We start from the raw sequence: 13851 nt of genomic DNA, 5'->3' as shown, positions 1-13851 counted from the left end.
GCACCGAATGACGCGCGCCGCCCTGCTCGTCCTCGCCGACGGCCGGTTCCCCGCCGGTGGCCACGCCCACTCCGGCGGAGCCGAACCGGCCGTCAGAGCGGGACGCATACGCGATGCCCGGGACCTGGAGGCCTTCTGCCGGGGCCGTCTGCACACCACCGGGCTCACCTCCGCCGCACTCGCGGCGGCGGCGGCCCTCGGCCTCGACCCCACCGCGCTCGACGCCGCCGCCGACGCCCGCACCCCCTCACCCGCCCTGCGCGCCACCGCGCGCAAGCTCGGCCGCCAGATGCTGCGGGCGGCCCGGGCGACCTGGCCCAGCCCCGAACTCGACGCCCTCGCGGCCGCGTTCCCGCGCGGCGCCCACCAGCCGCTCGTCCTCGGGCTCGCCGCCCGCGCGGCCGGCCTCGGACCCGAGGACGCCGCCCACTGCGTCGCGTACGAGACGGTCAGCGGGCCCGCCACCGCGACAGTACGGCTGCTCAGCCTCGACCCCTTCGAGGCCACGGCCGTACTGGCCCGCCTCGCCCCCGACATGGACCGGGTGGCCGCCCGCGCCGCGGCCGCCGCGCACCGGGGCGTCGACGACCTGCCGGCCGCCTCGGCGCCGCTCCTCGACATCACGGCCGAGCAGCACGCCGCCTGGCCCGTACGCCTCTTCGCCTCATGACCAGACCAGGAGCCGCCATGCACCTCGACCACTCCCACGCGCACACCACCGCGGTCAGCGCCGACGCCCACCGCCCGGACGGCACACGCCGCGCCCTCCGCATCGGACTCGGCGGCCCCGTCGGCTCCGGCAAGACCGCCACCGTCGCCGCCCTGTGCCGGACGCTGCGGGACCGGCTGTCGATCGCCGTCGTCACCAACGACATCTACACCAGGGAGGACGCCGCGTTCCTGCTGCGCAACGCGGTCCTGCCGCCCGAGCGCATCCAGGCCGTCGAGACCGGCGCCTGCCCCCACACCGCGATCCGCGACGACATCTCCGCCAACCTCGAAGCCGTCGAGGACCTGGAGGACGCCGTCGGACCGCTCGACCTGATCCTCGTCGAATCCGGCGGCGACAACCTCACCGCCACCTTCTCCAAGGGCCTCGTCGACGCCCAGATCTTCGTCATCGACGTGGCCGGCGGAGACGACATCCCGCGCAAGGGCGGCCCCGGCGTCACCACCGCCGACCTGCTCGTGATCAACAAGACCGACCTCGCCCCCTACGTCGGCTCCGACCTGGAGCGCATGGCACACGACGCCAAGGAGCAGCGGGGCGACCTGCCCGTCGTCTTCACCTCGCTCACCGGTGAACAGGGTGTCGCGCCCGTCGCCGACTGGGTGCGCGCACAGCTCGCCGACTGGGCCGCATGAGCGTCCGAGCCACCGCCCGGATCGCCGCCGAGAGGGACGGCGCGCTGCCCCTGCTGATCAGCGACGGCCCGCTCGCCCTCCGCCGCACCCGCGCGACCGGCCCGTACACCCGCGTGACCGTCGTCGGCGCGATGACCGCCCCGCTCGGCGGCGACCGGCTGGCGATCGAGGCCGAGGCGCGGGAGGGCGCCCGGCTCACGGTGGACTCGGCGGCGGCGACCGTGGCGCTGCCGGGCCGCGACGCCGGACCGGCACACTACGACGTCCGGCTCTCCGCCGGCCCGGACGCGGAACTGCGCTGGCTGCCCGAGCAGCTGGTCTCCGCGCACGGCTCGGCCCTGCACATGCGCACGACGGTCGAACTCGCCCGGACCGCACGCCTGGTGCTGCGCGAGGAACAGATCCTGGGCCGTCACGGCGAAGAGCCGGGCAGCCTCACCACCCGGCTCACCGTCCGGCTGGCCGGCCGCCCCTTGCTGGACCAGGAACTGTCCTACGGACCGGGCTCGCCCGCCGGCTGGGACGGCGGGGCGGTCCTGGCCGGGCACCGAGCCGTCGGCCAGCTCCTCGTCGTCCACCCGGACCTCGACGAGAAGCCCGCCGAGGTCCGGCTGCTCGGGGACAGCGCGGTCCTCACCCCGCTCGCCGGCCCCGCCGCCCTGGTCACGGCCGTGGCCCCGGACGCGCGCGGACTGCGCCGCGTCCTCGACGAGGCGCGGTCCGCGCTCGCGCCCGGGCCCGGGGGCTGATCACCGCCCCGGGCGGCCCCGGCGTGGCCTCAGGCCGCGATCGGGGCCCGGCGGGGCTCGGCGATCGCCACGTAGTCGGCCGTCCGCAGAGCGAGCGAGCGGTCCAGCCGGGCCGCGTTGAAGAACAGCTCCTCCTGGTCCAGCAGTGCCGGGTCCACCACCAGCTCCAGCTCCGGATCGAACGAGAACGGCAGGATCGTCCCGCTCACGCTCCGCGCCAGCCGCTCCGCCACTTCCGGCGTCGCGAACCCGGCGTAGCTGCCGCCGACGAGCGACTTCACGGCGCCCAGGTCCACCCGCCGGTCGCCCGGCACCACGGCCAGGACGTGCCGCTTCGTCTTCTTCCCGGTCTTGACCATCACCACGATGCACTTGGCGGCCTGCTCCGGCCGGTTGCCGCGCAGCGCGCTGACCGCCTCGGTGGCGCCCTCCGCCTCGTGCTCGATGATCCGGTACGCCGCCCCGCGTTCGTCCAGCAGACCGATCAGCTTGGCGTACGTCTCGTGCTCGCTCACCGCGTTCCCTTCAGCCAGGTGTCCTCCGCGGCGTAGTCGAACCAGTCCTGCCCGTACTTGGCGAGCTTGGGGAAGGCGTCCATGCCCTTCCCGCCGGCCAGTCGGCCGACGAGCCACTCGACGGTGGCGGGCAGCGATTCCGCGTACCCGGTCACCGGTCGATAGCCCAACTCCCGCTCGGCGGCGGTCATGTCGTACACGATGGGGCGGTCCAACCCCCACGGGGTGAGGCCGACACTACCCGTCGGCGCCGGGCCGTCGATCAGCACCGTCTCGCTCACCACCCCCATGGCCGCGTCCACCCAGGCGCCGATCTCCGCGACCGTCGGCGCCTCGGCGTCCGCCGCGTTGAGCACCCGCGAACCAGGCTTCGCCGCGGCGAGACGGATCAGCTCGGCGAGGTTGTCCACATGGGCCGGGTGGAAGCGGCTCTCTCCGTTGTACGCCAGAATCCTGACCGGCCGCCGGTCCAGGGCACGCTTCACGAACCACAGCTCGCGCGGGCCCCGGCAGTGCGGGCCGTGGATCGCGCCCGCCCGCAGCAGGGTCGTCGGCAGCCGGTCACCGGCCGCCAGCAGCGCCCGCTCCAGCGCCATCTTGCGCGTTCCGTAGGTGGAGTCGCCCGCCTCCACGGTGGCCTGCGCCTCCGGGATCGGCACCGGATATTCGGGAAACCCGTCCGGCTCCTCCTGGGTGTCGAAGCTCCGTCCCCGGTCGTCCCGGTACACCGCCCCGCTGGAGATGACGACCGCGGAGCCGATCCGGTCCGCCAGCCCGTCCAGCTGGCGCGCGTGGTCCCGCCCGTAGGCCACGATGTCGACGAGCACGTCGCAGCCGTCGCCGAGCGCCGCTTCCAGGGCGCCCTCCTCGTCGCGGTCCAGCGCCAGTGACCGCACCTCGTCCGGCCAGCCATCGTCCCGCCCGCCGCCGAGCGACGCGGCCCGCACCTCCCACCCGTCCGCGACGAGCGCCCGCACCGCGGCTCGTCCGATCTGTCCCGTTGCTCCGACGACGAAAACGTTTCCCCTGGTCATGCCCGCGACGCTAGGCCCGGCAGGCCACCCGGCCCACCGGCGTTCGCCCTGCGCGGATCTGCTCTCAGCGACGCAGTCGCGGGAACTTCGGCCCCTGCCCGGCCTGTTGCTCCGCCTTCACCTTGGCCGCGTACTCGTCCACGTACTCCTGACCGGACAGCTCCAGGATCCGGTACATGATCTCGTCGGTCACCGCGCGGATCACCGCCTTCTCGTTCTCCATCCCGGCGAACCGCGAGAAGTCCAGCGGCTCCCCGAACCGGATCGTGACCCGCTTGATCTTCGGTACGACCTGCCCCGGCGGCTGGATCTCGAAGGTTCCGACCATGGCGCACGGGACGACCGGGACGCCCGCCTTCAGCGCCATCACGGCGACCCCGACCTTGCCCTTGTACAGGCGCCCGTCGTGGGAGCGGGTGCCCTCGGGATAGATGCCCAGCAGCTCGCCCTTGGTCAGCACCCCGAGCCCTTCGCGGATGGCGGCCTGCCCGGCCTCCTTGCCCGACCGGTCGACCGGGATCTGTCCGGCGCTGCGGAAGAACGCGGCCGTCAGCCGGCCCTTGATGCCGGGCCCGGTGAAGTACTCCTGTTTCGCCAGGAACGTGATGCGCCGCTTGAGGACGACCGGCATGAGGAAGTGGTCGGAGAAGGACAGGTGATTGCCCGCGACGATCGCGGCGCCTTCCTCCGGTACGTGCTCCAGCCCCTCAGTCCTGGGCCGGAACAGCAGCCGCAGCAGAGGCCCGAGAAGCACGAACTTGAGCACGTAGTAGAACACGGGGTCGCTCCCAACTCCGCCGGTACGCTCCGGGGACGCGTTCGGATCCATGCTGACGCACGCAGACTCTACTGACGGATTGTCATTCAGGTGAGTCGCCCGGCTCCTCTCCCGCTCTCCCGGGCCGCCCGCCGGGGCGCCATCCGGCCAGCCGCCGCAGCTTCCGGCCGAGGTGCCAGCGCTCCTCGTAGAGCAGCCGGCCGACGAGCGCGCCGCCGAAAACGACGAAACCGACGCCGACGAGCCAGGACTGGATCACGAGCACCGTGCCCACGGCGCCGTAGGTCACGGCGTTGGAGGCGATCAGCGGGGAGAACACCAGATGCGAGAAGATCCTCAGCCCGACCAGCCCGAGCACGGTCATCACCGCGCCCGGCAGCAGGGCACTCCAGGGGAGCCGCTCGCACAGCAGCAGCCGCTGTGACCACCAGAAGAACAGCACACCGCTCAGCGTGGCGATCGTGCCCCGCCAGGCGAGCTCGCCGGCGTCCCCCGGGCGGGAGGCGATGTGCGCGGACAGCAGGATGTAGGCCACGAGCGCGGCGAGCCAGACGAGATGCCGCCACATCGTGTGCCAGCGGGCCGCCCTGAGCTCCCACACCTTCTCGTAGCCGGTCTGCACCACCCCGCCGAAGGTCAGCCCGAAGATCGCCAGTGTGGCGAGACCGAAGCCGGTGGTCGTGTCGAGCGCCGTGCCGGGCGGCGCGAAGAGCCGCTCCACCTCGTCCTCCGAGGCCGAGGCGACCCCGATGCCGTCCGAGAGCCACTGCGCGAACCCCTGCCCGTTCGCCGGGTCCGCCGCCGCGACCACGATGAGCAGCGGTACGAGGGTGAGCAGCCCGAGTGCCGCGAAACCCATGGCGCGGTGCATCAGCTCCATGTCCCTGCCCCGGCGCCATCCGCGTCCCGCCGCCGAGCCGTGGAACGCGCGGTGCAGTCGTCCGAACCATGATTCCCGGCCCTCGGCGCCGGAAGACTTGTCGGGCATGACAGTCGCATACCCCGGCGGCGGTCGCCGGGGAACGGCCCGGGGCCGGGAGACCCCGAATGGACGCCTGACCGCCTCGGGCCCGCCGGAGCGCACAGACCGGACCCCCGGGACGGCAGTGCGTCCCGGGGGTCCGGCCCAGCAATCCCGCAGGTGGGGCGCTTGGAGTTAACGAGGTGACTGTGACATCCGGCGTGCTCGTGGCCGCACGGGACATGCCGTACGCACCGCGTGGTCACCCGGACGGGCCTGCCCCGCCGCCCCACCCCTCGCCCGGAACGCGGGGAGGCCCCGCCCAGGGGGGGCAGGGCGGGGCCTCGGCTCGGCGCGCGGCGTGCTCGGGGACGCGACGCGCCACCACGGCAGGTGGTCCGTGCGGGGAGGGGGCCTCTGCCGGGTGGCCGAGATTACGCCCCTCGCTGGCCAGAACGTAACCCTCTTGCACACCCTCTTGCGCACCCTTGCCCACCCCCTTGCCCACCCGGAACCGCCGGTGGCAGCGGACGGCCGACCGGGGGGGCTTCCTGCGTCCGCACGCGGGACGGCGCGGCGCGCCGCCTGGGCGACCCGCCCCGGCGGGAGGTGCTCTGGGGGCGCTCACCCCAGTGTGTCCCCGCACCCCAGGAGCACCGGATGATCCCCCGCCTCACCATGGCCGCCGCCCTGGCCGCCGCCCTCTCCGCACTTGCCGCGGCGCCCGCGCACACCGCCGGTCCGTCCGGCGACGGCACCGCCGCGGCGCCCGACAGCGGCCTCTTCCTCACGATCACCGGCGCCCAGGACAGCTGGATCCGCGGCGTCCGGCTGGACTGCTCGCCCGAGCCGGACGGTGCCCACCCCGATCCGCGCGGCGCCTGCGAGGCTCTTGAGGAGGCGGGCGGCGACTTCGACCGGCTCGCGGGACCGTCCCGTCCCTGCACCAAGCGGTCGGACCCCGTGACCGTACGCGCCGAGGGCACCTGGACCGGGCGGCCCGTGAGCTGGGAGGCGACCTATCCCAACGCCTGCCTGCTCGGCTCGGCGACCGGCCCCGTCTTCCGCTTCTGAGCCACTGAACCGGCGGGACCGGGTGTCCGGCGGCCCGCGGACTCAGCTGTCCCGCGTGGCGGCCATCCCGATCGTCACAAGGCCCAGGACCACCCAGCCGAACCACAGCCAGCCGTTGCTGCCCAGCGCCACCGTGTATGCCGTCGTGACCACCAGCGCACCGACGGTGAGCACACCCATCGTCTTCGTCGAACTGGACATGCGCGCCCTCCTCAAGGCAGCGGCCCGTCCAGGCCATCGTGACGCCTGAACGGGCCGGTGCGCTACTGCCCGGGAGCCGGGATGTGCGCCGCCCTATCGCCCGCGGGCCTGCAGCGAGGCCAGGTAGGCGTTGTACGCCTCCAGCTCCTTGTCGCCGTCCCGGTCGGCCGCCCGGTCCTTGCGGACCGCCTGGCGCTGCTCGGACCGGTACCACTGGTACACGAGCGCGATGAGCACCAGGACGGACGGGATCTCGCTGAACGCCCAGGCGATGCCCCCCGCGGCGTTCTGGTCCGAGAGGGCGTCGATCCCGAGCGAGGCCGGCGGGTTCTCGTACGCCTTGACCATCGGCTCGGTCGCCATCATCAGCGCGATGCCGAAGAACGCGTGGAACGGCATGCCCGCGAACAGCTCCAGCATCCGCATCACGTATCCGGGCCGGTGCGGGCCCGGGTCCACGCCCATGATCGGCCAGAAGAACACCAGACCCACGGCGAGGAAGTGCACCATCATCGCGATGTGCCCGGGCTTGGACTCCATCAGGAAGTCGAAGAGCGGCGTGAAGTACAGCCCGTACAGGCTCGCGATGAACAGCGGGATCGTGAAGACCGGGTGCGTGATGATCCGCATGTACCGGCTGTGCAGCAGCATGAGCAGCAGCTCGCGCGGCCCCTTGCTGCCGCGCCGCGAGGCCACCGGCAGCGCCCGCAGGGCCAGCGTCACAGGGGCGCCGAGCAGCAGCAGGATCGGCGACAGCATGCTGATCACCATGTGCTGCACCATGTGCACGCTGAACATGACCATGCCGTAGTCGTTCAGCCCGGTGCACATCACCAGCGCGACGGTCAGCACACCGACGGTGAAGAAGACGGTGCGGCCGACCGGCCAGCCGTCACCCCGCCTCCGCAGCCGGACCACGCCCCACCCGTACAGGCCGAGCGCCGGCAGGCAGCCGACGAGGAAGAAGGTGTCCGGTGAGAACGCGAGCCCCCGTCCCAGCGTGAACGGCGGCAGATCCATCGTCATGCCGTGCCCGCTGTGATCCATCCGCCGGCTCCTGATTCGTGCTGGGTTGTCCGCTTGCGGGGTCAAGACTAGAACCGCCCCCTTCCGCGTCTGCGGCCGGGGGCGGTTCGTTCGGTACGGAACTTCAGATCACAGCACGGTCTCGGCCTCGTCGTACCGCTCGGCCGGGACGGTCTTCAGCGTCTCCACGGCCTCCGCCAGCGGAACCATGACGATGTCCGTGCCGCGCAGCGCGGTCAGCATGCCGAACTCGCCGCGGTGCGCCGCCTCCACCGCGTGCCAGCCGAAGCGGGTCGCCAGGACACGGTCGTACGCCGTCGGCGTACCGCCGCGCTGGACGTGGCCCAGGATCACCGCCCGGGCCTCCTTGCCGAGCCGCTGCTCCAGCTCGCCGGCCAGCTGCTGGGCCACACCGGCGAAGCGCTCGTGGCCGTAGATGTCCTTGCCGCCCTCGTTGAACTCCATGGTGCCCGCGCGCGGCTTGGCACCCTCGGCCACGACGACGATCGCGAACTTCTTCCCCGCCTCGAAGCGCGCCCCGACCCGGGCCGTCAGCTCGTCGATGTCGAAGGGCCGCTCGGGCACGACGATCGCGTGCGCGCCGGCCGCCATGCCGGAGTGCAGCGCGATCCACCCGGTGTGCCGGCCCATGACCTCCACGATCAGCACGCGCTGGTGCGACTCGGCGGTGGTCTTCAGCCGGTCCAGCGCCTCGGTCGCGACGCCCACGGCGGTGTCGAAACCGAAGGTGACGTCGGTGGAGGCGATGTCGTTGTCGATGGTCTTCGGCACACCGACGATGGGCAGGCCCGCACGGGAGAGAAGGTTGGCGGCCTTGAGGGTGCCCTCGCCGCCGATCGGGATGATCGCGTCGAGGCCGAGCTCGGCGACGTGCCCCTTGGCCCGCTCGACACCGTCGACGAGGTGGGCGGGCTGGACGCGGGAGGAGCCGAGGATGGTGCCGCCGCGGGCCAGGATGCCGGCGACGGAGTCGAGGTCGAGCTTGCGGTAGTCCGCCTCGAGGAGACCCTTCCAGCCGTCGTGGAAGCCGATGACCTCGTCGCCGTGGTCGACGACGGCACGGTGCACGACGGAACGGATGACGGCGTTCAGACCGGGGCAGTCGCCGCCGGAGGTGAGCACACCTATGCGCATAGCCCGAAATACCTTTGCAACGTGGGCCGACTCCCGGACCACGTCGTCCGGTTGGATCCCCGCCACCCTACCGACAATGGGTGACGGGGCCGAACCGGGCGTCCGACTACTGGACGGTAGTCATACGAACCGACAAAGCCGTGATGGAACGGTCCGTCAGGCGGGCTGCCTGGCCGCGGCGATCCGCTCGGCCCGCAGCGCCTCGTACCACCGGTCGTCGGTCGGCGGCAGCGCGTTCACATCGAGGGCCAGCTTCAGCAGCAGGTCCGCGATCTGCGGATTGCGAGCCATGACCGGTCCGTGCATGTACGTCCCGAAAACAGTGTCGTTGTACGCGCCTTCCGTGCCGTCGCCGGTGCCATTGCCCTTGCCGAACACGGTGCGCGCGAAGGGACGGGCCGTCGGGCCGAGATGGGTCACGCCCTGGTGGTTCTCGAAACCGGTGAGCTGGGGCAGGCCGAGCCGCGGGTCGATGTCCGCGAGCACGTCACCGACGCACCGCTCGCCCTCGCCGCGGGTCGAGATCACGTCGATCAGGCCGAGGCCCGGCTCGCGCTCACCGAGGTCGTTGATGAACTCGTGGCCCAGGATCTGGTACCCCGCGCACACCGAGAAGATGATCGCGCCGTTCTCGGCGGCCCGGTTCAGGCCGCCGTCCCGGCGCAGCCGCTCGGCCGCCAGCCGCTGCGGCCGGTCCTCGCCGCCGCCAATCAGGTAGATGTCGCCGGACGTCGGGATCGGCTGGTCGCTGCGCACGTCCACGCGCTGGACGTCCAGGCCGCGCTGGCGGGCGCGGCGCTCCACCACCAGGGCGTTGCCCTGGTCTCCGTACGTGCTGAGCAGGTCCGGGTAGACCCACACCAGACGCAGACTGCTGTCGCTCATGCTCATGTCCTTTGGGGTCAGTTGCCGACGCGGCGGCGCACGTCCTGGAAGGCGGTGTAGTTGGCGATGAGTTCGATCCGCCCGGGCGGGGAGAGCTGCACCGCCTCGTCCACGGTCTCGCAGACCCGGAAGTCCAGACCCGCGACCTCCAGACGTACCGCAAGGTCGAGCCGGCGGTCACCGATCACGAAGATCGGGTGTCCGGCCAGCCGCGTGTAGTCGACGTCCCACAGCCAGGAGGTGTCCGTGCCGTCGGCGCCGCGGGCGTTGACCGAGAGGATCACCGGCGTCGGCGGCGGGTCGATCAGCGAGAACGTCTCCAGCCAGCCGGCCGGGTTCTTCGCCAGCAGCAGCCGCACGTCCCGCCCGAGGAAGGAGATCACGTCGTACCGGCCGGCCACCGCCTGCACCTGGTACATGCGCTCCAGGGCGACCTGCGGCGGTACGCCGAAGACCGCGGCCACGGCGGCCGAGGTGGCGGCGTTCGCCTTGTTGGCGCGGCCGGGCAGCTGGAGGTGGATCGGCCAGGCCGAGCCGTGCGGGTCCAGGACGTGGTCGCCGCTCAGGGCCCAGCTGGGGGCGGGGCGGCGGAAGCCGCACTCGCCGCAGAACCAGTCGTCGCCCGGGCGCTGCATGACACCGCCGCAGGCGGGGCACGACCAGGCGTCGTCCTTCCACTCCTGGCCGGCCGCCACCCACACCACGTTGGGGGAGGAGGAGGCGGCCCATACGACCAGCGGATCGTCGGCGTTGGCGATGACCACCGCCTTGGTGCCGGACAGGCCCTCGCGCCACTTCTCGGCGAGCATCCGCGTCTCGGCCGCGCGGTCGAGCTGGTCGCGGGAGAGGTTGAGCAGCGCGATCGCCTTGGGGGTCACATCGCGGGCGACACCGGCGAGGTACTTCTCGTCGACCTCGATCACGCCGAACTTGGCGTCCGAGCCGCCGGCCAGGGCCGAGGTGATGCCCGCCGGCATGTTCGCCCCGAGGGCGTTCGAGACGACCGGGCCGCTGGCCCGCAGCGCCTCGGCGATGAGCCTGGTGGTGGTGGTCTTGCCGTTGGTCGCCGACACCAGGACGACGTCCAGGTGCTGCGCGAGCCGCCCCAGCAGGTCGGGGTCGAGCTTGAGCGCCACCCGGCCGCCGATCACCGATCCGCTGCCGCGTCCCGCCGCGCGAGACACCGCCGCTGCGGCCTTGCCTGCCGTCACGGCCAGCTTGGCGCGCGGCGACAGCGGCTCCGAGTTGCCTGCCATCGTCCTTGTTCCTCCTAGCGTGGGTCCGGGCTCAGCCTATCGACCTCCGGCCGACGGCCTGAACCGCGCCACCTCCATGAACCCCGAGGTCAGGGTGGAACGTAGGCTGGGCGCCATGCGAAATCGCCCGATCCCCGGCAGTTCCGGCCGTGTACGAGCCATGAGTCTGCTCGGCGACCCGGTGCTGCACACCCCCTGCGACACCGTCACCGACTTCGGTCCCGGTCTGGCCCGGCTCGTCGACGACATGTTCGCGACGATGTACGCGGCCCAGGGGGTCGGCCTCGCGGCGAACCAGATCGGAGTGGCCTCGCGCGTCTTCGTCTACGACTGCCCGGACGACGAGGACGTCCGGCACCTCGGCCATGTCGTCAACCCGCGCCTGGTGGAGGCGGACGGGGTGACGGTCCGCGGTCCGGAGGGCTGTCTGTCCCTCCCCGGCCTCGAGGCGGGCACCACCCGCTTCGACCGCGCGGTGGTGGAAGGCGTCGACGTGCTCGGCGCTCCGGTGCGGATCGAGGGCACGGGCTTCTTCGCCCGCTGTCTGCAGCACGAGTGCGACCACCTGGAGGGCACGGTCTACACCGACCGTCTCACCGGCTGGCGCCGGGCGAAGGCCCTGCGCGCCGCCCGCAGGGCTCCCTGGGCCCGCGCCCGCTGAACGGACCCCCGAGGGCGTGTTCCGAAAGTGGCGTCGTCCGCCCGGAGGGCGGGGCCCCGGCCGGACGGGACTTTCGTCACACGCCCTAGAACCGGAGGCCGCCGGCGCGGTCGTCGGCCGCGGCGAGGCGGCCCCACAGCAGGTCGGCCAGGCTCCGCACCAACTCCGCCCGTGAGCAGGGGCGTTCACCGAGCCACCAGTCGCCGGCCGCGTGCATCATGCCGACGATTCCGTGGCCCCACACCCGGGCCAGCGCCTCGCCGGACGGACCGAGGTCGATGCGCTCCGCGATCACCTGGGCGAGTTCCTCGCCCATCCGGCGCAGCAGGGGTACCGAGTGCCGGCCCACCTCGAAGCCCTGCTCCGAGTGGTGTCCGGGCTCGTCCGACGGATGCATCAGAAAGCGGTACACCTGAGGCCGCGCCTCGATGGCCGCGAGGTAGGTGTCGAGGGTGGCCTCCACCCGCTGCCGGCGTTCCGCCGGGGCGTCGAGCGCGGTGCGCAGCGCGGCCAGCAGGGCGTCCGTGTGGCGCTTGGCGAGGGCCCGGTAGAGCCCGCCCTTGTCGCCGAAGTGGCGGTAGAGGATCGGCTTGGTGATCCCGGCCTCGGCGGCGATGGCGTTCATGGATGCCTGCGGCCCGTCGCGGAGCACCACCCGGTCCGCGGCTTCGAGCAGTTCCCGTCGCCGCTGGTCGGCCGACCGTTGCTGGTCGGTGCGGTGTGTGGTGTCCATAGCGTGTCTCCCCGCCCGTGCGATTTCCGTGACGCCTGCGCAAAGTAACACCCGCGCCGGGCCCCTCGCCGGTTGACAGTTTCTACTTGCCAGTAACAGACTGCCCGTTACCGCAGGTAACAGATGTTGGGTCGCGCAGTGCCGGGAGGAAACATGGCCGAGTTCACGATGGAGCTCAACGAGGACCAGAAGCAGGTTCGCGACTGGCTGCACGGCTTCGCCCGGGACGTGATCCGGCCCGCCGCCTCCGAGTGGGACGAACGCGAGGAAACCCCGTGGCCGATCATCCAGGAGGCCGCCAAGGTCGGCATCTACTCGCTCGACTTCTACGCGCAGGCGTTCTTCGACCCGACCGGCCTCGGCATCCCGATCGCCATGGAGGAACTCTTCTGGGGCGACGCGGGCATAGCCCTGTCCATCGTCGGCACCGGCCTCGCGGCCGTCGGTGTCCTCGCCAACGGCACCGAGGAACAGATCGGCACCTGGATCCCCCAGATGTACGGGGACGTCGACGACGTGAAGGTCGCCGCCTTCTGCTCCTCGGAGCCCGACGCCGGCTCGGACGTGGCGTCCATGCGCACCCGCGCCGTCTACGACGAGGCCAAGGACGAGTGGGTCCTCAACGGCACCAAGACCTGGGCGACCAACGGCGGCATCGCGGGCGTCCACGTCGTCGTCGCCGTCGTCGACCCGGGGCTCGGTTCCAAGGGTCACGCCTCCTTCATCGTCCCCCCGGGCACCCCGGGCCTCACCCAGGGCCAGAAGTTCAAGAAGCACGGCATCCGGGCCTCGCACACCGCGGAGGTCGTCCTGGAGGACGTCCGCGTTCCCGGCCACTGCCTGCTCGGCGGCAAGGAGAAGCTCGACGAGCGCCTCGCCCGGGCCCGCGAAAAGGCAGGGAAGGACGGCGAACGCGTCAAGAACGCCGCCATGGCCACCTTCGAGGCGTCCCGCCCCGCGGTTGGCGCGATGGCGGTGGGCACCGCCCGGGCCGCGTACGAAGTCGCCCTCGACTACGCCAAGACCCGCGTCCAGTTCGGCCGCCCCATCATCGACAATCAGGGCGTCGCCTTCCAGCTGGCGGACATGCGGACGCAGATCGACGCGGCCCGGCTGCTCGTCTGGCGCGCCTCCTGGATGGCCACCGCCGGCAAGCCGTTCACCGCCGCCGAGGGCTCGATGTCCAAGCTGTACGCCAGCGAGGTCGCCAAGAAGGTCACCGCCCAGGCCGTCCAGATCCTCGGTGGGAACGGATTCACCCGCGAATACCCGGTGGAGCGCATGCACCGCGACGCCGCCATCTACACGATCTTCGAAGGCACCAGCGAGGTCCAGCGCCTGGTCATCGCCCGCACCCTGTCGGGCATGCCGATCCGCTGACGGCCGCCGCGCCGGGGCGGGCGACGGACGGGACCCCGGGAGCGCACCCGCTCCCGGAACCTCGCCCTTCCCCCGTCC

General features: G+C 72.3%; 16 protein-coding genes. 6 read left to right on the top strand and 10 right to left on the bottom strand.

Features of this window, described 5'->3' with window-relative positions; genetic code table 11:
• Nucleotides 1–7: 7 nt before the first annotated feature.
• Genes ACY34K_RS13975 through ACY34K_RS13965 form a run of 3 tightly spaced genes read left to right on the top strand, consistent with a single transcriptional unit; the run spans nucleotide 8 to nucleotide 2114 of the window.
• Entirely contained in the window at nucleotides 8–670 is a 663-nt protein-coding gene (locus tag ACY34K_RS13975; protein ID WP_462746685.1) for an urease accessory protein UreF, read from the top strand.
• Between the two features lie 17 nt (nucleotides 671–687).
• Nucleotides 688–1365: an urease accessory protein UreG gene (ureG, locus tag ACY34K_RS13970; RefSeq protein WP_462746682.1), complete on the top strand. Its 678-nt coding sequence runs from the start codon at nucleotides 688–690 to the stop codon at nucleotides 1363–1365.
• Complete coding sequence (locus ACY34K_RS13965) at nucleotides 1362–2114, top strand: urease accessory protein UreD (RefSeq protein WP_462746679.1); 753 nt, start codon at nucleotides 1362–1364, stop codon at nucleotides 2112–2114. The genes ureG and ACY34K_RS13965 overlap by 4 nt, the downstream gene beginning before the upstream one ends.
• A 29-nt stretch (nucleotides 2115–2143) precedes the next feature.
• Here the strand turns inward: ACY34K_RS13965 and ACY34K_RS13960 are convergent, their stop codons facing one another.
• The 4 genes from ACY34K_RS13960 to ACY34K_RS13945 form a co-directional block, all read right to left on the bottom strand.
• A complete protein-coding gene (locus ACY34K_RS13960; RefSeq protein WP_462746678.1) occupies nucleotides 2144–2629 on the bottom strand; it encodes a YbaK/EbsC family protein in 486 nt (161 codons plus the stop codon).
• Nucleotides 2626–3663, bottom strand: coding sequence for an NAD-dependent epimerase/dehydratase family protein (locus tag ACY34K_RS13955; protein WP_462746674.1), 1038 nt, complete (start codon nucleotides 3661–3663; stop codon nucleotides 2626–2628). The genes ACY34K_RS13960 and ACY34K_RS13955 overlap by 4 nt, the downstream gene beginning before the upstream one ends.
• Before the next feature lie 64 nt (nucleotides 3664–3727).
• Nucleotides 3728–4441, bottom strand: coding sequence for a lysophospholipid acyltransferase family protein (locus tag ACY34K_RS13950; RefSeq protein WP_462746672.1), 714 nt, complete (start codon nucleotides 4439–4441; stop codon nucleotides 3728–3730).
• Nucleotides 4442–4523: 82 nt separating this feature from the next.
• Nucleotides 4524–5429, bottom strand: coding sequence for a YhjD/YihY/BrkB family envelope integrity protein (locus ACY34K_RS13945; protein ID WP_462746670.1), 906 nt, complete (start codon nucleotides 5427–5429; stop codon nucleotides 4524–4526).
• A 633-nt stretch (nucleotides 5430–6062) separates the two neighbouring features.
• On the opposite strand from ACY34K_RS13945, the gene ACY34K_RS13940 reads away from it, so the two are divergent.
• Nucleotides 6063–6476 carry an SSI family serine proteinase inhibitor gene (locus tag ACY34K_RS13940; RefSeq protein ID WP_462746668.1) on the top strand — a complete coding sequence of 138 codons (414 nt, stop codon included), beginning with the start codon at nucleotides 6063–6065 and terminating at the stop codon, nucleotides 6474–6476.
• 42 nt (nucleotides 6477–6518) lie between these two features.
• Here ACY34K_RS13940 and ACY34K_RS13935 read toward each other — a convergent pair whose 3' ends face one another.
• From ACY34K_RS13935 to ACY34K_RS13915, 5 genes are all read right to left on the bottom strand, one after another.
• Nucleotides 6519–6677, bottom strand: a complete 159-nt coding sequence (locus ACY34K_RS13935) for a hypothetical protein (RefSeq protein ID WP_462746666.1) — start codon at nucleotides 6675–6677, stop codon at nucleotides 6519–6521.
• 93 nt (nucleotides 6678–6770) lie between these two features.
• The gene (locus ACY34K_RS13930) at nucleotides 6771–7724 is read right to left on the bottom strand and encodes a cytochrome c oxidase assembly protein (RefSeq protein WP_462746664.1); all 954 of its coding nucleotides are present in this window, start codon (nucleotides 7722–7724) and stop codon (nucleotides 6771–6773) included.
• Between the two features lie 108 nt (nucleotides 7725–7832).
• Nucleotides 7833–8858, bottom strand: coding sequence for a 6-phosphofructokinase (locus ACY34K_RS13925; protein WP_462746662.1), 1026 nt, complete (start codon nucleotides 8856–8858; stop codon nucleotides 7833–7835).
• Between the two features lie 156 nt (nucleotides 8859–9014).
• Complete coding sequence (locus ACY34K_RS13920; RefSeq protein ID WP_462746661.1) at nucleotides 9015–9743, bottom strand: type 1 glutamine amidotransferase; 729 nt, start codon at nucleotides 9741–9743, stop codon at nucleotides 9015–9017.
• A gap of 17 nt (nucleotides 9744–9760) precedes the next feature.
• A complete protein-coding gene (locus tag ACY34K_RS13915) occupies nucleotides 9761–10999 on the bottom strand; it encodes a MurT ligase domain-containing protein (protein ID WP_462746659.1) in 1239 nt (412 codons plus the stop codon).
• Between the two features lie 115 nt (nucleotides 11000–11114).
• On the opposite strand from ACY34K_RS13915, the gene def reads away from it, so the two are divergent.
• Entirely contained in the window at nucleotides 11115–11660 is a 546-nt protein-coding gene (gene def, locus ACY34K_RS13910; RefSeq protein ID WP_462746657.1) for a peptide deformylase, read from the top strand.
• Nucleotides 11661–11745: 85 nt separating this feature from the next.
• Here the strand turns inward: def and ACY34K_RS13905 are convergent, their stop codons facing one another.
• Nucleotides 11746–12393 (bottom strand): TetR family transcriptional regulator, encoded by a 648-nt coding sequence (locus tag ACY34K_RS13905; RefSeq protein WP_462746656.1) that lies wholly within the window; start codon nucleotides 12391–12393, stop codon nucleotides 11746–11748.
• A 153-nt stretch (nucleotides 12394–12546) separates the two neighbouring features.
• Between ACY34K_RS13905 and ACY34K_RS13900 the strand changes: the two genes are divergently transcribed.
• Nucleotides 12547–13773 (top strand): acyl-CoA dehydrogenase family protein, encoded by a 1227-nt coding sequence (locus tag ACY34K_RS13900; RefSeq protein ID WP_462746653.1) that lies wholly within the window; start codon nucleotides 12547–12549, stop codon nucleotides 13771–13773.
• The last annotated feature ends 78 nt before the right edge of the window (nucleotides 13774–13851 follow it).

The organism is Streptomyces sp. STAM6, assembly GCF_054963715.1.
The sequence above is the reverse complement of the archived record's forward strand: the minus strand, read 5'-3'. Positions and strand labels throughout refer to the sequence as shown.